We start from the raw sequence: 18,845 nt of genomic DNA, 5'->3' as shown, positions 1-18,845 counted from the left end.
GCGTACGTCGAGGGTACGGGCGGGGACCCGAACGCGGGTACCGTCGCGCCGCCCGACCGGGCACACCTGCCGGCCGCCCGTCGACGACCGACGGGCTACCCGGAAAAGACGACGGTGTACCGCCGGAAGCCCGACAGCCAACGGGTCTAGCCGGATCGGCGGCGACGCTGGACGATCACGATCGGCAGCCCGGTCGCCAGTGCGACCGTCCACACCAGACCGAGCCGTTCCCAGTCCCCCGCCGTGGCCTCCTCGTCCAGCCCCACCGCCATCAGCCCCAGCAGCCCGATCGACGCCGCGATCGAGAACACCACCGCCAGCACCACCATCGCCGTCTCGCGCGGCGTGCGGGCGACCGGGGCGACCGGGGCCGGCGGGCTCACGACCGGCGCCCGGGGCGCGACGGGCCGCGGCCGCGGGATCACCGACGGGTCCCGGGCCGGCATCCGCACCAGGGCCTCCCGCGGGATCGCGCGGTCCAGACGGGGCAGCACGCCCGGCGGGACGGACAGCAGCGTCGGTTCGATCCGCACCGACGTGCCGTCCGCGGCGACCAGGTGCCGGGCCCCGTCCGGCCAGGCGAGCACCGCGGCGCACGCGTCGAACCGGACCGTGCGCGCGCCGGCCGGCGACACCAACGACACCCCGTGCCGCCCCACCAGCAGGCGCAGCTGCGGATCGTCCCGCACGGCCAGCGTCACCCCGTCGACCGGTGCGCCCGTCCAGGAGGGCACCTCGGCGAAGCCGGCCCAGTCGGCCGTTCGGCCCTGGGGGGTGAGCAGCAGGCCGGACTCCAACGCGGCGACGGCCACCCCGTGCAGATCCTCGCGGGTGACGGCGCGCAGGCGGGTGAGGCGTTCCTCGACCGGGCGCAGCGGCCGGCCGGTGAGCAGGTCGAGCGCGCGCTGCATCAGCAGGGCCGGCAGGTCGTCCGGGTGGTGCAGGGCGCGTTCGGCCGCCGCGCGGGCAGCCGTCAGGTCCTCCTCCTCGACGGTGCCGACGCTGTGCCGCATCAGGCAGTCGACGAACCCGCCCAGCACCGCGTCCTGCTGGTCCGGATGCGCGTCCGCGACCGCCGTCAGCACCGCGCGCGGGCCGATCGGGTCGAACGCCGTCGCCGCCGTGTACGAGTAGCCGCCCTCCTGGCGCAGGCTGCGGAACAGCTCCCGCTTCAGCACCGCGCTGTACAGCGAGGCGGCCGGACGGCGTTCCACCACGGCCTCGAAGACCACGCCGGCGCCCGGCCCCGACAGGTACGCCGGCAACGTCGTGAGCACCGGGGTGGCGTCGGGGAGCGCATGGCGTTCCCCCGGCGGAAGGCGCAACCGGAGTCCGGCGGGGACCTCGCCGCCGACGATCCAGAGCACCGCGTTGGCCGCGGTGAACCAGGTCCCCACCCACCGCCGCAGGTCCTCGGCGCTGAGCTGGTGAATGCCCCACTCGTCGAAGCTGGGCAGGCCGAACCCGGTCGCGCCGTAGCGCACCGCGGCGAGGCGGTCCGTCGCGACCGTGCCGCGGCCGGCGCCCTCGGTGCGCAGGATCGACTTCTCCGTCTCCAGGCGGTCGAACGGCAGGTCGGCCAGCGCGTCGCAGACCCCGGTGAGAAAACCGGCCACCGCCGTGCGGTCCCCGCTCATGTGGAAGTGCGTGCCGACGGTGCCGGTCGAACCGTTGAAGTGGTAGTCGGTCAGGCCCAGCCGGTGCAGGGCGAGGTGTTCGACCAGGTGGGTGATGCCGGCCCGGGTGAGCGGCTCGTCGGCGCGGCCGACCCGGAACGTCAGCCCCGCGTGCAGCGGACCCTCGCTCGGCGCGAGCAGCGCGGGGATCCCGTCGACCTCGGTGACCGTCAGGTCCACGCGGTTTCCAGGGCGCGCCGGTGAGCCTCCGCCGCCCGGTCGTCACCCGCCAGGTGGAACGCGGACGCGAAGGTCAGGTGCGCGTCCGCCCAGGACTGGCCGTCCGGGCGGGAGTCCGGGTGCCGCACCGATCTGCGGGCGGCGGCGTGCAGGTCGGCGAGGACGGCCGGGTCGGCGAGGTAGGGGCCGGGCGGCAGTTCCCTGCGGCGTTCGAGGTGCGCGTCGGCGATCAACACCCCGTTGGCCGCCCCGGGTGGCGCCGCCGCCACGCACTCCCGGGCGAACCCGAACATCAGCTCCACGCTGCCGCCCCACATCGGGCTCAGCTGCCTCAGGTACAGCCGCTGCGCGGCCACCCGGTGCGGGTCCAGCCGCGCGCACTCGTCGTAGCGCCGCCGCGCCTCCGAACGCCCCAACCGCAGGCCCCGCGCCGTGCGCAGGCGTTGGGTCCAGGCGGCGGCGTTGTGGCGTTCCCGCGCGGTCGTCTCGATCAGCAGGCGCTCGGCGCGGCGCAGGTGATCGGCGGAGATCGCGGGACCCCAGCCCTGGCGGATCAGCCGCGCGGCGAGCAGCAGCCGCGGCAGCGTCTCCGTCGCCGGCCGGCGCACCAGCGCGTCGCCGAGGAACACCTCCACGCCGTCCAGCTCACCGATCATGAACACGGCCGAGTCGACCAGGTGCTCCCGCGCCGGATCGGCGAAGAACGCCGCCACCGCCGGCCAGTCCCCCGCGCGCACGGCCGCGTGCAGCGGCACCAGCGGGGCCGCGACATCCGGGCGGGCGACGGACAGCACCAGGGGATCTTATGTTCCTCCGGCCCCGGGTGGGACGGGCTTAAGCTGTTGTGGCCCCGTGACGATTGCGTGACGGAAAGGGAATGATGTATCGCCGGATCCTCGCCGCCCTCGTGGCGTGCACGGCGGTACTCGCGCACCTCATCGTCCTGGTGCCGCGGTTCAGCGCGGTGCTGTGGGCGGTCACCGGCGCCGGTGCCGTCGCGGCGATCCTGCTCGGCACCCGGTGGCACCGGCCGGCGAAGCGGCTGCCGTGGTGGTTCGCCGCCGGGGCGGTCGGGGCGATGGCGGTGGGCGACTGCGCGTTCGCGCTCGACGCGGAGCGCGGCACGGCGTGGGGGGTCGTGGCCGAGGTCGCCTACCTGGCGATGTTCCCGCTGCTGACCGGCTCGCTGATCCTGCTGACCGGGGCCAGCGTCGTCCTGCACGACCGGTCGCGGCTGCTCGGCGAGCTGATGTTCGTCTGCGCGGTGTCGCTGGTGGTGTGGGTGTTCCTGATCAGCCCGGCGCTGCGGGCCGAGGGCGCGCAGTCCGGGATGGCGCTCTTCCTCGTCGGCGACCTGGTCGTGCTGATCGTCACCGCGCGGCTGCTGATCGCCGCACGCGGCTCGTGGTCGCTGGCGCTGATGGTCGCCGGCGCGTGCGGCTTCCTCGTCGGCGACGGCGCGTGGGCGGTTCGCGGGATCGCCGGCCTCGGCTGGGACACCGGCGGTCCGGCCGAGCTGGCCTACCTGGCGTTCTACGCGTCGTGGGGGGCCGCCGCGCTGCACCCGTCGATGCGGGACCTGACCCGGCCGGTGGGTTCGCGGCCGACGCGGTTGCCGGGCCGTTCGATGGTGCTGCTGGTCGTGTCGCTGCTGTTGCCGTCGGTGACGCTGTTCGTCCAGTCGACGTCCGGGCGGCTGGTCGACGGGCAGCTCATCGCCGTCGTCTCCGCGCTGCTCTACCTGCTCGTCTTCACCCAGCTCCTGGACGCCATCGGCCGATACCGGCAGGCGGTCGCCCGGGAGCGGGGCCTGCGGCAGGCGTGCGCCTCCCTGGTCGCGGCCGCCGACCGGGCCGAGGTCACCGCCGCCCTCACCGCCGCCGCCGGTGCCGTCTTTCCCGGGGGAACGTCGTACGCGTCGGCGTTCGCCCCGTTGGGCTCCGGGGCGCAGGAGCACACGGTGCGCACCGTGCCGGTCGACGGGCTGCCCGAGGAGGTGCGACAGCAGCTCGGCGAGCACACCGAGGCGGTGGTCGCCGCGCTGGTGCTGGCGCCCGACGCCGTCCTGCCGGTCCCCCGGCAACGCGACTCGGTCCCGCCGCCGCGCTCCGCGGATGCCCTGCAGTGGTGCGTGGCCGCCGACCCGCGCGTGCTCGCGGTCGCCCACGACGCGATCGAGGTACTGGCCGGCCAGGCCGCGCTCGCCCTCGAACGCATCGCGCTCACCGACGCGATCAACCGCCGCGACACCGAGCGCTACCTGCGCACCGTCGTGCGCCAGACGGCCGACGTCGTGCTGATCGTCGACCCCGACGAGCGGGTCCGCTACGCGAGCCCGTCGATGCGGCGGGTCCTGGGCGTGGAGCCGCCGGTCTCCGGGTTCCTGCGGGACGTCGCGCACCCCGACGACCACGGGCAGATCGCGCACACGCTCGAGCGGGCCGCGCAGGCGCACGACTCCGGCGACGTGCTGGACGTGTGGCACCTGCGCCGTTCCGACGGGACGCGGGCCACGGTCGAGGTGAGCTTTCGCGACCTGCGCCACGACCGGATGGTCCGCGGTTACGTGCTGACCCTGCACGACATCACCGAACGCCGGGCCCGGGAGGCCGAGGCGACAAGGCGCGCCCTGCAGGGGTTACCCGCGGACCAGAACCGGCAGAGCGCCAACCGCAAGTTCACCGGCCGCTAGGCCCCTCGCGCGGGTCAGCCGGTGAGGGCCTGCGTGGGGGGTTGCCTCGCGGCTCGCACCGCGGGGTAGAGGCCGGCTATCGCGCCGATCGCGAGTGTCGCGGCGAGGCCGCCGGCCGTGGCCCAGGCGGGGACCACCGCCGTCCAGTCCCGCGTGGACGCGTAGCCGGCCGTGGCGAGCACGCCGCACAGGACGCCGCCGAGCCCGCCCAGCCCGGACAGGAGCAGCGACTCGACCAGGAACTGCAGCCGCACCTGCCCCTTCGTGGCGCCGAGCGCGCGGCGCAGGCCGATCTCGGCACGGCGTTCGAGCACGGAGATCACCATCGTGTTGGCGACGCCGATGCCGCCGACCAGGAGCGCCACCGCGCCGAGGCCCAGCATCAGCCCCTGGAACGTGCGGTCCGTCGCGGCCCGCGCCGCCAGCAGGTCCGACGGGCGGGTCACCTTCACCTCGTACGGCGCCGCAGGGCTGATCGTCCGGCCCAGGAGCGAACGGGTCGACGTCACCGCGTCCGGCCGGACCCGCACGTAGACGCCGGTCGGGTGGCCGTCGAAGCCGAGCCGTTCGCGCGCGGTCGACCAGCCCACGAACGCCGCCACGTCCAGCTCCGGCGCCAGCATCGTGCGCGCCGCGATGCCCACCACGGTGAACCGCTGCCCGCCGAGCACCACCTGGGTGTCCACGTCGACGGCGTCGAGGCCCAGGATGCGGGCCGCCTCCGCGCCCAGCACGACGGTCGGGAAGCGCACGCCCGGTTCGGTCAGCCAGTGGCCGGCCGTCATGCCGACGCGCAACGTCGCCAACAGGTCCAGCCGGGCGGCGTAGACGCTCATGCCGCCCGTCTCGACGGCGGGGATGTGTTCGTTGCGGTAGACCGGCGTGCGCGCCACGAGGCCGACGGCCGACACCGACTCCACCGTGTCGAGGCGCGCCACCATCGGCACCGCCGTCTCGGGCAGCTTCGCCTCCCCGCCGGCACGGCCCTCGGTCGGCGCGGCGGTCAGCATGTTCGTGCCCATCCGGGACAGCTGGCGGTCGAGGTCGGCGCGGCTCGACGCGGAGATGCCGACGACGCCGATCATCGCGGCGATGCCGATCGTGATGCCGAGCGCCGAGAGGAAGACCCGCAGCCGCCTGGCCCGCAGGCCGGACATCCCGACCCGCAGCACGTCCGCCGGCCGCAACCGCGCCGGTCGTAGGGGCGGCCGCGCGCCGTTCCGCCGGCGCACCCGTTGCCGTGGCGCGGACTCCGTCGTGGGGCTCACGCGGCCACCCCGACCGTCACGCCCTCGGCGATGCCGTCGCCGGTGACCTCGACCTGGCCGTCGGCGAACAGGCCGGTGCGCACCGGCACCACCCGGCGGGTGCCGCCGTCGCGCAGTTCGAGGCCGAAGCCGCCGTCCCCGAGGGCGAGCAGCGCCTGCACCGGAACGGTCAGCACGTCGGCGCGCGTCTCGGCGACGTACTTCACGGTCACCCGCGCGTCCGGGTCGGCCGGCAGCGCGCCCTGATCCTTGACGGTCACCACGATCGGGATCGTCTCGCCGCCGCCCTGGTTCTGCGGCGGCTGCTGACCCTCCACTGTGGACGGCTCGGCGCCGGTGCCCACGGTGGAGACCTCGCCGGCGAGTTCCTTCCCGTCGGGCAGGATCACCGTGACGGCGTTGCGGGGCTTGGCGAGGCGTTCGTCCGGCCTGGGTACGTCGGCCATCACGACCCGGCCGGTCCCGGTCGCCGTCAGCACCGCGCCGGCCGCCTTCGCGCCGACGCGTACCGACTGGGCGGCGACGCGCAGTTCGGTCTCGGCGTAGATGACGTCGGCGACCTCGACGCTGCCGGTCTCCGTGCGCTTCAACGCCTTCTGCCACCGCTTCACGGCCGTCGCGGTCGCCTCGGTGTACTCCGTGCCGACCGGGAAACCGCTGTAGCCCAACGCTTTCAGGTTCTGCGCGAACTGCTTGACGTCCTCGCCCTTGGCGCCGGCCGTCAGCTGGCGGTACATCGGCAGGGCACCGTACAGCAGGACCACCGGCTGGTCGTCGGCGCGCAGCAGCGGCTGCCCGCGGGAGACGACCGTGCCGGGCGCCGGCAGCCAGGTGACCGTGCCGGCCGCCTGGGAGACCACCGGCGCCGCGTTGCCGTAGGCCACCTTCGCCGGCACCTTCGTCTGGTCGACCAGCGTCCGTCGGGTGACGGTGGTGGTCTGTGCCGCTGAAGGACGTTCCCCCGGATCGGCCGAACCACCTCCGACGCCGAACGCCGCGGCCGCGGCGCCGCCCACGACGGCGGCCGCGACCAGGGCGAACGACACCCGTCGGGCGACGGACATCAGCCGCCGTCCACGCTTTTCAGGCCCAGCTCCTTGCGGCAGTCCTTCCACGCCTGGTCGAGTCCGGGGATCGGGTTCTCCTTCGCGTTGTCGTACCGGGAGGGGGACCTGCTCGGGTCCGGCTTCGCCTCCGGGTCCGGGTAGTCCGGGAAACCCTTGCCGCGGATGCACTTCGCGATCGCGCGCTCCTCCTGGAGGACCTCGGGCGACAGCTCGTTGCTCAGGAACGGCACCGGGCGGTCGGTGTCGGTCGGCTGCTGTGGCCGGCACTTCTCCCAGGCGGCGTGGCTGTTGTACACCTCGGCGGGGACGCCCTCCAGCTCCATCTTCGGGTTCATGACGGAGGTGCTGTGGCCGCGGTAGCGCACCTCGGTGAGGCCGTTGGTCTTGAGGCACTCCACCCAGGTGGCCATCTTGGCGTCGTACGCCTTCCAGGCGGCCGGGTCGTCCTCCGCGGCCTTGGCGTCGTTGCTCCCGCAGGCGGCGGTGGCGAGCAGCAGGGCCAGCGCCACCAGCGCTCTTCCTCTGAGAATCACGCCGGAAAGCATCGCGGCGGAGCCGTCAGGAGACCGTGAACGATCTCCTGACGCAACCCTGACGGGCAATCGGGTAAAGGGGCCTCAGGCGACACCGGTCGGGCGGAACTGGACACTGACCCGCGGACCCACCTGACGTGCCGTCTTGGGGATCGCGTGCTCCCAGGTGCGCTGGCACGAACCGCCCATCACGATCAGGTCCCCGTGCCCGAGCGGGAAGCGCAGGCTCTCGCCGCCGCCCCGCGGCCGGAGCATGAGATTTCGCGCCGAGCCGAACGACACGATCGCCACCATCGTGTCCTCCGTGGCCGAACGCCCGAGCGTGTCGCCGTGCCAGGCCACGCTGTCCCGGCCGTCCCGGTACAGGCACATGCCGGCCGTCACGAACGGCTCTCCCAGCTCAGGCCCGTAGTGCGCGGACAGCCGCTCGCGCGCGTCGCTCAGCAGCGGGTGCGGCAGCGTCTCATGACCCGCGTACCAGCGCAGCAGCCGCGGCACGTCGACCTCGCGGTCGTACATCTGGCGCCGGTCGGCCCGCCAGTCGACCTCGTGCAGCAGCGCCGACAGCACCTCGTCGCCACCGGTGACCCAGCCGGGCAGGAAGTCGACCCACGCGCCGCCGTCCAGGTGCCGGCGGGCGAAGCGGCCGGTCAGCGGCCCGAGGGCGGGCTCGTCGGACAGGTCGAACATGGACGGCTGGTGCGCGACGCTCATGACGCCGCCTCGCTGCGCTCACCGGCGCCACGAGACGCGTAGCACACAGTGCCCACTATTCGTTCCCGCAAGCGTCCACTCATGCTCCGAGTCTACCGAACACGTGTTCGAAGCGTCGTCCGAACGGGTGCCACTCGGGTGCCGGACGGGTGCGGGAAGCCGAACCGGCCGGATCTCAGCCGGGGCCTGTGCATTTCCATACCGTGCCTTGACCAGAAACTGAGAAGGGCACCACGATGTTCCGACTGATCCAGTTGCGCCCCGACGGCTGGACCCCGACGGTCTACTTCGAGCGCGACGGCTACACCGCCGAGGAATCCGCCTGGGCCGGCTACGCGCTGGCCTCCGACGACTTCTTCGGCGTGGGCCGCTTCGACCAGCAGGGCATCCTCGCCGAGGTGATCGTCGACCCGGTGTGCTCCGTCGCGAACGGGCCGGAGGGCGAGCACTGCCAGCTGCCCGTGGCCGCCGCGGCCGGGCACGACGACCTGTACCGGCCGCGCTGCGCCGGCTGCGCCGAGGGGCTGCCCGAGATCACGCTCACCGAGCTCGGCCTGGAACTGGGCGTTCCGGTGCGCACCGCCGGCACCTCGGCCCGGCACGGGCGGCGGGTCCGGATGCGGCTCGTGCGCATCCTCACCGGCCGCATCCGGACCGAACTCGCCGGCCACGTCGCCGACCCCGGCTGGCGCCGGTCCATCTGCGCGGCGCTGCTCAAGGAACCGCTCGCCGCCGACGGGCTGGTCGAGGCGGTCGGCGCGCTCGGCGACAAGCAGGTGCTCGACCTGTTCCCCGCGTTGTGCCAGCTGACCGGTGAACTGCCGGTGCCGGTGCTGCGGCGGTTGCGGGAGGGAATGGCCGATCCCGCGTCGCCGGCCGCTGTCGCCGCGTTCCGGCTGGGCGTGACCGGCTGATCCGCGGGCGGCGCCACGGAGCGGTCAGTACCTGAACCTGCCGACCACCGCCCGCAGGTCTCCGGACACGACCGCCAACTCGTCCGCGGCCGTGCTGATGTCGGCGATCCGGCCGCTCGTCGTCTGGGCGCTCCCGGCGACCGCGCCCACGTCCTCGGCGATCCGGCCGCTGACCGCCGCCGCCTCCGTGATGCTGCGCCCGATCTCGGCCGTTGTCGCCGTCTGCTCGTCGACGGCCGAGGCGATCACCGCCTGGAGGTCGTTCACGCGATTGATCACCTCGGTCACCTGTTGGATCGCGCCGACGGCTTCCGACGTGCCGTCCTGGATCGCCGCGATGCGCGCCGAGATGTCCTCCGTCGCGCGCGCGGTCTCCTGGGCCAGTTCCTTCACCTCGCCGGCCACCACCGCGAATCCCTTGCCCAGCTCACCGGCGCGCGCCGACTCGATCGTCGCGTTCAGCGCCAACAGGTTCGTCTGCTCCGCGATCCCGCTGATGACCTTCGCGAACTCGCTGATCTGCTCACCGGCCACGCGCAGCTTCTCGACGGCGCCACCGACCCGCAGGCTCAGCTCGACCGCCTCGGCGGTCACCCGCACCGCCTCGCTGGAACTCTTCGCGATCTCGTTGATCGAGGCGCCCATCTGCTCCGTGCCGGTGGCCATCGCCTGCACGTTGCGCGAGACGTCGGCCGCGGACTCTCCCGCGCCGCCGGCCGCTTCCGCGGACTCCCGGGCCGAGCCCGCCAACACCACCGACACGCTGATCAGGTTCTCCGACTTCGCCGCGATCCGGTTCGCGCGCTCGTCGACCGCCCGCATCGCGTCGGCCAACCGGGCCGCGAAGCGGTTGAACGCCGCCGCGACGACCGCCAGTTCGTCCCGGCCGGCCTCGACCAGGCGGGCGGTCAGGTCGCCCTCGCCGTCGGCGATGTCGACCAGGCGAACCCGCAGTGCGTGCATCGGCGCCGCGATACTGCGCACGATCACCACCGCGCTCACCATGCCCACCAGCAGGCCGAGGATGCCCACCGCCCAGGCGACGTTGCGCTGCCGGTCGGCGTTGCGCGCGGCCGCCTGGGAGATGGCCTGCCCCCGGTCGCCGATCAGGTCGGCGAGCTTCTCGGTGGAGTCCTTTGCCGCGGCGAACGCCTCCAGGGACTCCTTGGACGCGAGTTCGTTCGACTTGGCGACCATGGCCGGGGTGCCGGCACGGTAGCCGGCGACGACCCGGCCGTCGATCGCCATGAACTTCTCGAACTGCTCCGCCGCCGCGGCGAGCGCCTGGCGGTCCTGCGCGGTGAGGTCGGAGTTCGCCAGGTCCACGTAGGCGTCCCGCAGCGCCGCGGCGGAGTCGACGAACTGCTTGCGCCGCCCGACGTTGTCCATCGCCGCGTTCGGAACGCCGCGGGTGAAGTCCCACGCGTATCCGGTCTGCCAGGCCGAAAGGTCGGCGGTGCGGAACTTCGTCTCCATCGCCAGCCGCACGAGCGACAGCCCCGACGCCACCCGGCCGGTGGCCGCACGTTGCTGCGCGAAGCCGTTCACGGCGGTACCCAACATGATGGCGAACAGGACCAGGCTCACCCCGACCATGGCCATGATCCGGACAGTGATCCGCCAACGACGCAGAACCGACATGGCATCCCCCGAGCAGCCGTTGTGCAGGCCGGCGAAACCGCTGGCCGGTCGACGATAGGAGGATTATGTGGCCCGGCCGGATATGCCGCTCCGGAGTCGGGAGACTTCCTCGGGTTACCCGAACATCACGCCATGAAACCCTCGCGCAACTTACCGTGACTACGAGGGGGTGAGAGCGGTGCACCGCATTCGACGCGCGTTCGCTGTCCTCGGCGTGGTGTTGCTCGCCGGTTGCGCCACCCAGTCCGAAGCGGCGGACAGCACCAGCGTCACCCTGGTCTTCGCCGCCTACGGCGGTGCCGGCCAGCAGGCGATGATCGACCGCTACCAGAAGCCGTACACGGCGGACCGGCCGAACATCACCTTCGTCAACACCTCGCCGCCCGACCTGGCGAAGGTCCGGACCCAGGTGGAGAACAAGGCGGTGAAGTGGGACGTGATCGCGGTCCCGCCGGCCGCCGCCATCCAGGGCTGCGGCACCCTCTTCGAGCCGCTCGACCTGTCCGCGGTCGACCGGAGCAAGCTCGTCGAGGGAACGATCGGCAAGTGCTACGTCGGCAACTGGTTCAACGCCAACCCGGTCGCCTATCGCACCGACGCCTTCCCGGATCCCGCCAAGGCGCCGAAACGGCTCGCGGACTTCTTCGACCTCCAGCGGTTCCCGGGCAAGCGCGCGATCCTCACCAATCTGCAGAACGGCATCCTCGAATACCCGCTGCTCGCCGACGGCGTGGCACCGAGCAGCCTCTATCCGCTCGACGTCGACCGCGCGCTGAACAAGCTGGGCACCATACGCAGCCAGACGACGTTCGCCGCGAACCTCGGAAATCTCCAGCAGGCGATCGCCACGGGGCAGATCGACATGTTCATCATTCCCGACTCGCGGCTCGTTCCACTGCTGAACGAGGGCATCCGCATCACCATCATCTGGGACGTGACCCAGATCGCCCTGAACGCGTTCGCGGTGCCGAAGGGCTCGAAGAAGAAGGAACCCGCCCGGCAGTTCCTGGAGACGCTCGTGACGCCCGCGGCGGTCACCGGCATCTCCGAGGCGCTCGGCACCGCACCGATCATCAAGGGCATCCAGCCGAACCTGTCGGCGAACGCGAAGCTGGTCGAGGTCTTCGGCCCGGTCAACACCGGTCAGACGGTCGTGCAGAACGTCGACTGGTACGGCGCGAACTTCGACAGCGTGACCGCGAAGCTCGCCAACTGGCTCAAGTGACGAGCCTGCCCGCGGTGGCGTGCACCGGCCTCGGGCAGGCTCGCCCCGCGGCGCGGCGGCTCACAGGCTCACGTCGACGAGGTTGCCCTTCCCGTTGAGGACGTCGCGGAGCGCGGAGACGTCGACGCCCTTCTTCTGGAACAGCTCCACCAGGTCCTTCGGGCTCTTCACCGTCGCGGTCAGCTCCTTGGAGTCGGTTTCCAGGAGGCTGCTCAGCTTGTCGAGGGTGTCGGTGTCGGTGAGGGCGTTCAGGTTGCCGGCGGGGCCTCCGGGGGGCGGGCCGCCGCTGCCCCGGCCGGGCGGCGGGCCCTGCTGGGCGGCGATCTTCTCGGCGAGCTGCGTCGTGTCGACCTTCCGGGAGCCGTCGCCGGCGGTGGGCAGGCCCTCCTTGATCGCCGCGACGAGCGTGTCGTGGTCGATGCCCTTGGCCTCGGCGACCTGGTTGAGGCTCTTGCCGGCCGTCAGCTCGTTCTTCAGCTCCTCGGACGTCATGCCGAGCGCGCCCGCCACCTTGGCCATCGGGTCCTGGCGGTCGCGCTGCGGCGGCTGTGCCCAATGGGCCGGCTGTGTCGCGTAGGCACCCGACACACCGCTGATCGTCGTCATGCTGCGTTCCTCCTCATGAGGCCGTACGGCCCGTCGAAGGTGAGGTCGGCGGGTCGGGCGCGACCTGTAGCGCAACGTCCGAACCCACAGCGACCCACAGCTGCGACCGAGGTGAAACCAAGCACAGCGTCCTGACAGGAAGGGCACAGAGCCGGAACAGCTACCGCGACTCAAATCACGGGGCGTGAGGACCGAATCAGCTCGACGGCCGCGGCCCGGCGGAGGGCCGCAGCGCCGCACAGGCCTGGAGCGCGGCCGCGACGGCGGGGTCGCCCGTCGCGTTCAGCTGCTCGGGCGTGACGCCGTGGTCGGACAGGCACGTCCGGTAGGCGGCCGAGGCGCCGTCGTTGCCGCCGCCGGGGAAGCCGCCGCCCGGGCCGCCGGAGGGGCGCAGGCCGGCGCAGGCCTGCTGGGCCTTCTGCCAGGTCTCGGCGTCGACTCCCGCGGGCGGATTGTTGCCGAACCCACCGCCGCCGGGGCCACCGCCACCGGGCGCACCGCTCGGACGGGCGCCGCCGGACGGGCGGGCGTCACCGGACGGGCGGGCGTCACCGGACGGGCGCGGGCCGCCGGAGCGGTTTCCGGCGCCGCCCCAGCCCTCCGGAAGGTCGACCCCGTTCTGGCGCAGGCAGGCGGCGTACTCCCCGCCCGGAGCCGCGGAGCCGGCCGCGGACGGCTGGTCGTCGCCGCCGCCGCACGCCGTGAGGGCGGCGAACGCGAGGGTCAGGGCCGCGAGCGGGAGCAGGCGGTTGCGCATCGGAGACTCCGTTCGTCCTGGTCGATAGGCACGGCGCAGTCAAGCCGGTCAACCTCAACGGCCCGTAGGCACAACCTCGGAGGAACCTCGGAGCGGGCTCTGAGGTGGCGTCGAGGTTGTATCGAGGTTCCGGGGAGCCACTACCACCACACTCCGTCGTCATGAAGCTCGGCGGGTGGCGGCGGGTGCGGGGTTCCCGCCGGAGCAGGGTGCTGTCCGGGACGGCCGTGGTCGTGCTCGTGGCGGGCGCCGCGGGCACCGCGTACGCGCTGTCCGGGGACGGCGGCGCGGCGCAGAAGGCAAGCACGACGGCGAAGGTGCAGCGCGGCACGGTCGACCTGACCGTCTCGGCGACCGGTGCGGTGGAGCCGCTGGAGAGCCGCAAGCTGCGGTTCACCGCCTCCGCCGCCGTCACCGAACTCCACGTGCGCGCCGGCGACCAGGTGCGGGCCGGCGCGGTGCTCGCCCGCATCGACGACGCGGCCGTCAAGGAAGAGGTCGAAGCCGCACAGTCCACTGTGGACAGTGCGCGGGAGGCCGTCGACAAGGCCTCGTCGTCCTCCTCGGGATCCACCACGTGCGCGGCGCCGGCCGCCTACTCGTCTGTCTCCCCGGGTGAGTCGGCGTCGGCGTCCCCGTCGCCGAGCCCGTCGGCGACCCACAGCCCGGCCCCGTCCCGCGCGGCATCCACGGCCCCGTCGCGCGGCACGAGCGCCACGGGCTGCGCCACCACCGGCACGGGCGGCACCACCAGCCGGGGTGGCGGCAACTCCTCCAGCGATCCGCTGCTCTCCGCGCAGCAGCAGCTGAACAACGCCGAACTGGCGCTGGACCAGGCGAGGACGAAGCTCGCCGGCACCGTCATCACCGCACCGGTCGACGGCCGCGTGCTGTCGGTCGCCGGCACCACGGGCGGCAACGCCAACGCCAACAGCGACTTCATCGTGCTGGCCGGCACGAACGACATCGCGGTGCGGGCGCAGTTCACCGAGGCCGAGGTGGCCGACCTCGCGGTGGCGCAGCAAGTGCGCATCACCCTGCCGGACCGCGCGGGCGAACCGCTCACCGGCGCCGTGCTGCAGATCGACCCCGCCGGCACCACGTCGAACCGCCTGGTCCGCTACGCGGCGCTGATGACGTTCGACGCGCCGCCGGAGGGGCTGCTGTTCGGGCAGAGCGCCACGGTGGCCGTGATCACGAAGCGGGTCACCGACGTCCTGTACGTCCCGACGACGGCGGTCGGCGCGGACGGCACGGTGACCGTGCGCGCGAACGGGCGCGACGAGCGCCGCACCGTCGGGATCGGGCTGCGCGGGGACGTGTCCACCGAGATCCGGTCGGGTCTCCAGGCGGGAGACGAGGTGCTGGTCAATGGCCGGTAGAAACCCGAAGGTACTCGTCGTCGACGACGAGGCGAACATCTGCGCGCTGCTGTCCCAGACGTTGCGGCTGACCGGGTTCGAGGTGCGCACCGCCTCGGGCGGACACCAGGCGCTGCTGACGGCGGCGGAGTTCGTGCCGGACCTGGTGGTGCTGGACGTGATGATGCCGGACATGGACGGCTTCCAGCTCGCCGGGAAGCTGCGGGCCGGCCGGCCGGTGCCGGTGCTGTTCCTCACCGCGCGCGATGCCGTCGAGGACCGCATCTCCGGGCTGACGGTGGGTGCGGACGACTACGTGACGAAGCCGTTCTCGCTGGAGGAGCTGGTGCTGCGGATCCGGGCGATCCTGCGGCGCAGCCTGGGCGAGGGCGTTCCGGAGGTGGGCGGGCCGCTCGCCTATGCCGATCTGGAACTGGACGAGGACGCCCACGAAGCCCGCCGGGCGGGTCGCCGGATCGAGCTGTCGCCGACGGAGTTCAACCTGCTGCGGTACCTGCTCGTCAACGCCGGCAAGGTGGTCAGCAAGGCGCAGATCCTGGATCGGGTGTGGCGCTACGACTTCGGCGGCGACGGCCGGATCGTGGAGTCCTACGTGTACTACCTGCGCAAGAAGATCGACCGCGACGGCCCGCCGCTGATCCACACGGTGCGCGGGGTCGGCTACGCCCTACGGTTGCCGCGCGACGGGGAGACGTGATGCGCCCGCGCCCGTGGCGCCAGTGGACGGTGCGGGCCCGGATGGTCGTCTGGATCACCGCGCTCGGCACGGTGGCGCTCATCGTCACCAACACGGCCGGCGTCGTGCTCCTGCGCACCTACCTGACGAACCGGATCGACGGGCAGCTGCACGCCCAGGTGCGCGGCATCGCCGCCCGTCTCCCCCCGCCGCCGGAACGCCAGGACACCAAGGGAACGCCCACCTTCGGCCCGTCCTCGCGGATGTACCGCTTCGACGCCACCGGCAACCGCGTCGACGCCGAGCCGGAACCGTTGCCGCTCGGCACGCCCGCGCAGATCGTGCTGCACGGCACCGACGGCCGTCCGTACACAGTGGACACCGCCGACGGCTCGTGGCGGGTGAAGGTCGCGGCGGAGAAGAACGGCGACGGTTACGTGGCCCTCGCCGTGTCACTTTCGGAGGTCACCTCCACCGGCGACGAACTGCTGCTCGCCAACGCCGCCGTCGCCGCGCTGGTGCTGCTGCTCATGGGCGTGGCGGCGGCATCCGTGGTGCGGGTCGGCCTGCGGCCGCTCACCCGGATGGAACGCACCGCCGCGGAGATCGCCGGCGGCGACCTGTCCCGCCGGGTGACCGACGCCGACCCGCACACCGAGGCCGGGCGGCTCGGCACGGCGCTGAACATGATGCTGGGCCGCATCGAGGAGGCCGTCGACGAGCAGGCCGCCTCCGAGCAGCGGCTGCGGCGGTTCCTGGCCGACGCGGCGCACGAACTGCGCACCCCGCTCACCACGTTGCAGGGCTTCGCCGAGCTGTACCTGCGCGGCGGGATGCGCAGCCGGCAGGACGTCGACGAGGCGATGTACCGCATCGAGAGCGAGGCGGCCCGCATGCGCCTGCTCGTGACGGACCTGATGACGCTGGCCCGGCTCGACGAGGAACGCCCGCTGCACCGCCGTCCCGTCGACCTGCTGGAGATCGCCGCCGACGCGGTGCGCGACGCCAGCATCCGCATGCCCACGCGGGTGGTCGGACTGTCCGCATTGGACGAACGCTCGGACACGTTCGAGGCGCTGACGGTGCTCGCCGACGCGGACCGGGTGCGCCAGGTGGTGACGAACCTCGTCGCGAACGCCCTGCAGCACACGCCGGAGCACGCCCGCGTGGCGGTGCGGGTGGGCCGGCCGCCCGGGTCCGGCGAGCCGCCGCTGGTGTCGGTCGGCGAACTGCTCGCGCCGGGCACCCCGACCGCCGCCGTGGAGGTCGCCGACACCGGGCCGGGCATGGCGCACCGGGACGCCGTGCGCGCGTTCGAGCGGCTGTTCCGGGCGGATCCGAGCCGTTCGCGGCGGCACGGCGGGGCGGGTCTCGGACTGTCCATCGTGGCCTCGATCGTGCGCAAGCACGGCGGCCGGGTCGAACTGTGGACCGCCCCCGGCCGGGGTGCGCGGTTCCGCGTGCTGCTTCCCATCAGTAGTCCTACGAAGGAGTCTCCGTGCTGAAGAGGTGGTGGCGGCCGGCGGTGGCCGTCAATGCCGCCCTGGTGTTGCTGGTGCTGGCCGGCGGCGGGTGGGCCTATCACGTGGTGTGGGGCGGGGACACCGCCGCCGGCACGGGCGGGCAGCAGCGGTCGGTCACGGTGACCCGCGGCGCGGTGTCGGCCACGGTGTCGGCCACCGGCACCGTCCAAAGTGGAACGACCGCCGCCGCGAACTTCGTCACCGCCGGCACCGTCACCGAGATCTCGGTGAAGGTGGGCGACGCGGTGACGGCGGGCCAGCAGCTGGCGAAGGTCGACCCGGCCGCCGCCAACGGGCAGCTGGCGACCGCCAGGGCGAACCTGACGGCCGCGCAGCAGAGCCTGGCCCGCGCGCAGGGCAACGGTTCGGACGCGGCGACGGTCGCGTCGATCAGCGCGCAGGTGACGCAGGCGAACACGGCGGTGGAGACGGCGCAGCGGGCCGTCGCGGGCACGGTTCTCACGGCGCCCATCGCGGGCACAGTGATCGCGGTCAACGGCGCGGTCGGTTCGTCCAGCTCCTCCACCTCCTCTTCCACGGGAACGTCGGGATCGGGTTCCAGCGGCGGCAGTTCGTCGTCCGCCAGCGGTAGCTCCGGCTCCGGCTTCATCACGCTCGCGGACCTGTCGAAGCTGCAGGTGTCGGCGGCGTTCGCCGAGGCCGACGCGACCCGGCTGAAGGTCGGCCAGGCCGCGGCCGTCACGTGGAGCGCGCTCAGCGGCGCCCGCGCCGACGCGAAGATCACCACGATCGCGCCGACGGCGACGACGTCCAACAACGTCAACACCTACGCCGTGGTGTCCACATTGGACAGTGTGCCGACGGGCGCGCGGATCGGGCAGAGCGCCACCGTGCGGGTGACCGTCGCGGAGGTCGCCGACGTGCTGCGGGTGCCCACGGCAGCGGTGCGGTCCGCCGGCGGCCAGCGCACCGTGCAGGTCAAGGCGGCGAACGGCGGCACCGAGACGCGCACGGTGCAGGTCGGTGTGGAGGGCGACTCGTTCGTCGAGATCAGATCCGGCGTCACCGAGGGCGAGACGCTGGTCATCGCGCCGACGACGACCAGCACCTCGGGCACCGGCAACCAGCAGGGCGGCCCGGGCGGCGGCCAGTTCCCGGGCGGCGGCGGGCAGATCCCCGGCGGCGGTGGCGGCCGGTGAGCAACCACCCGGTTCTCGACGTGCGAGGCGTCAAGAAGGTCTACGGCGAGGGCGAGACGACCGTGCACGCGCTGCGCGGCGTCTCGCTGCGGGTGGAGCGCGGCGACTACGTGGCCGTCATGGGTTCCTCCGGCTCGGGCAAGTCGACGCTGATGAACATCCTCGGCTGCCTCGACGTCCCCTCCTCGGGCACCTACCTGCTCGACGGCGTCGACGTGAGCCGGCTCAACGACAGGCAGCTCGCCCTGGTGCGCAACCGGCGGATCGGCTTCGTGTTCCAGTCGTTCAACCTGATCCCGCGCACCACGGCACTGTCCAATGTGGAGCTTCCCCTGGCCTACGCCGGCGTCAAGGCGGCCGAGCGCCGTCGCCGCGCCCGCGCGGCCCTGGCGGTCGTGGGCCTGTCCGAACGCGCCGGCCATGAGCCGAACCAGCTCTCCGGCGGCCAGCAGCAGCGGGTGGCCGTCGCGCGGGCCCTCGTGACGGCGCCGGCGCTGGTGCTCGCCGACGAACCGACCGGCAACCTCGACTCGCGTTCGACGGAGGACGTGCTCGACGTGCTGGACCGGCTCAACCGCACCGGCCGCACGATCGTGCTCATCACGCACGAGAACGACGTCGCCGACCGGGCCCGGCGGGTGATCCGCCTGGTCGACGGCGACATCGTGAGCGACGTGCGGCAACGGCCTGTCGGCGACCACCTCGCTCCGGCGCCGGTGGCGGCGGGCCGGCACGCCGTCCCGGCGGAGCCCGGCGGGCGCTCCGAGGTCGACGACTACCTGTGGGGACCCCGATGAGCGGACGCCCGCGGGAGCGAATCATGAAGCACTG

17 protein-coding genes are annotated in these 18,845 nt (G+C 73.2%); 8 read left to right on the top strand and 9 right to left on the bottom strand.

The window, feature by feature from the left end:
- Positions 1-146: 146 nt before the first annotated feature.
- The gene (locus Val02_RS29840) at positions 147-1,856 is read right to left on the bottom strand and encodes a peptidase M16 family protein (RefSeq protein WP_203902577.1); all 1,710 of its coding nucleotides are present in this window, start codon (positions 1,854-1,856) and stop codon (positions 147-149) included.
- Complete coding sequence (locus Val02_RS29835) at positions 1,847-2,650, bottom strand: hypothetical protein (protein ID WP_203902576.1); 804 nt, start codon at positions 2,648-2,650, stop codon at positions 1,847-1,849. The genes Val02_RS29840 and Val02_RS29835 overlap by 10 nt, the downstream gene beginning before the upstream one ends.
- A gap of 83 nt (positions 2,651-2,733) precedes the next feature.
- Between Val02_RS29835 and Val02_RS29830 the strand changes: the two genes are divergently transcribed.
- Entirely contained in the window at positions 2,734-4,548 is a 1,815-nt protein-coding gene (locus Val02_RS29830) for a PAS domain-containing protein (protein WP_203902575.1), read from the top strand.
- Between the two features lie 14 nt (positions 4,549-4,562).
- On the opposite strand, the gene Val02_RS29825 is transcribed toward Val02_RS29830, so the two are convergent.
- The 4 genes from Val02_RS29825 to Val02_RS29810 form a co-directional block, all read right to left on the bottom strand.
- Positions 4,563-5,705 (bottom strand): ABC transporter permease, encoded by a 1,143-nt coding sequence (locus Val02_RS29825; protein ID WP_203902615.1) that lies wholly within the window; start codon positions 5,703-5,705, stop codon positions 4,563-4,565.
- A gap of 107 nt (positions 5,706-5,812) precedes the next feature.
- The gene (locus Val02_RS29820; RefSeq protein ID WP_203902574.1) at positions 5,813-6,880 is read right to left on the bottom strand and encodes a peptidoglycan-binding protein; all 1,068 of its coding nucleotides are present in this window, start codon (positions 6,878-6,880) and stop codon (positions 5,813-5,815) included.
- Positions 6,880-7,416 (bottom strand): hypothetical protein, encoded by a 537-nt coding sequence (locus Val02_RS29815; protein ID WP_203902573.1) that lies wholly within the window; start codon positions 7,414-7,416, stop codon positions 6,880-6,882. Before Val02_RS29815 ends, Val02_RS29820 begins: the two co-directional genes overlap by 1 nt.
- 84 nt (positions 7,417-7,500) lie before the next feature.
- Complete coding sequence (locus tag Val02_RS29810; protein ID WP_203902572.1) at positions 7,501-8,130, bottom strand: alpha-ketoglutarate-dependent dioxygenase AlkB; 630 nt, start codon at positions 8,128-8,130, stop codon at positions 7,501-7,503.
- A gap of 236 nt (positions 8,131-8,366) precedes the next feature.
- Between Val02_RS29810 and Val02_RS29805 the strand changes: the two genes are divergently transcribed.
- A complete protein-coding gene (locus Val02_RS29805) occupies positions 8,367-9,044 on the top strand; it encodes a hypothetical protein (RefSeq protein ID WP_203902571.1) in 678 nt (225 codons plus the stop codon).
- 24 nt (positions 9,045-9,068) lie between these two features.
- Here Val02_RS29805 and Val02_RS29800 read toward each other — a convergent pair whose 3' ends face one another.
- Positions 9,069-10,646 (bottom strand): methyl-accepting chemotaxis protein, encoded by a 1,578-nt coding sequence (locus Val02_RS29800; protein WP_203902570.1) that lies wholly within the window; start codon positions 10,644-10,646, stop codon positions 9,069-9,071.
- Positions 10,647-10,863: 217 nt separating this feature from the next.
- Between Val02_RS29800 and Val02_RS29795 the strand changes: the two genes are divergently transcribed.
- The gene (locus Val02_RS29795; RefSeq protein WP_203902569.1) at positions 10,864-11,910 is read left to right on the top strand and encodes an extracellular solute-binding protein; all 1,047 of its coding nucleotides are present in this window, start codon (positions 10,864-10,866) and stop codon (positions 11,908-11,910) included.
- 60 nt (positions 11,911-11,970) lie between these two features.
- On the opposite strand, the gene Val02_RS29790 is transcribed toward Val02_RS29795, so the two are convergent.
- Together Val02_RS29790 and Val02_RS29785 are read right to left on the bottom strand one after the other, a co-directional pair.
- The gene (locus Val02_RS29790) at positions 11,971-12,516 is read right to left on the bottom strand and encodes a hypothetical protein (RefSeq protein ID WP_203902568.1); all 546 of its coding nucleotides are present in this window, start codon (positions 12,514-12,516) and stop codon (positions 11,971-11,973) included.
- 196 nt (positions 12,517-12,712) lie between these two features.
- Entirely contained in the window at positions 12,713-13,273 is a 561-nt protein-coding gene (locus tag Val02_RS29785) for a hypothetical protein (RefSeq protein WP_203902567.1), read from the bottom strand.
- A gap of 161 nt (positions 13,274-13,434) precedes the next feature.
- On the opposite strand from Val02_RS29785, the gene Val02_RS29780 reads away from it, so the two are divergent.
- The 5 genes from Val02_RS29780 to Val02_RS29760 are packed head-to-tail and all read left to right on the top strand — an operon-like array spanning position 13,435 to position 18,811.
- Positions 13,435-14,655, top strand: coding sequence for an efflux RND transporter periplasmic adaptor subunit (locus Val02_RS29780; protein WP_203902566.1), 1,221 nt, complete (start codon positions 13,435-13,437; stop codon positions 14,653-14,655).
- Positions 14,645-15,352, top strand: coding sequence for a response regulator transcription factor (locus Val02_RS29775; RefSeq protein WP_203902565.1), 708 nt, complete (start codon positions 14,645-14,647; stop codon positions 15,350-15,352). Before Val02_RS29780 ends, Val02_RS29775 begins: the two co-directional genes overlap by 11 nt.
- Positions 15,352-16,836 (top strand): sensor histidine kinase, encoded by a 1,485-nt coding sequence (locus Val02_RS29770; RefSeq protein WP_203902564.1) that lies wholly within the window; start codon positions 15,352-15,354, stop codon positions 16,834-16,836. The genes Val02_RS29775 and Val02_RS29770 overlap by 1 nt, the downstream gene beginning before the upstream one ends.
- Positions 16,830-18,014: an efflux RND transporter periplasmic adaptor subunit gene (locus tag Val02_RS29765; RefSeq protein ID WP_239153430.1), complete on the top strand. Its 1,185-nt coding sequence runs from the start codon at positions 16,830-16,832 to the stop codon at positions 18,012-18,014. The genes Val02_RS29770 and Val02_RS29765 overlap by 7 nt, the downstream gene beginning before the upstream one ends.
- Entirely contained in the window at positions 18,011-18,811 is an 801-nt protein-coding gene (locus tag Val02_RS29760; protein ID WP_203902563.1) for an ABC transporter ATP-binding protein, read from the top strand. Before Val02_RS29765 ends, Val02_RS29760 begins: the two co-directional genes overlap by 4 nt.
- Positions 18,812-18,845 lie beyond the last annotated feature (34 nt).

It is taken from the genome of Virgisporangium aliadipatigenens, assembly GCF_016863615.1.
GTDB classification, from domain to species: domain Bacteria; phylum Actinomycetota; class Actinomycetes; order Mycobacteriales; family Micromonosporaceae; genus Virgisporangium; species Virgisporangium aliadipatigenens.
This window is presented reverse-complemented; position numbering and strand designations above follow the sequence as displayed.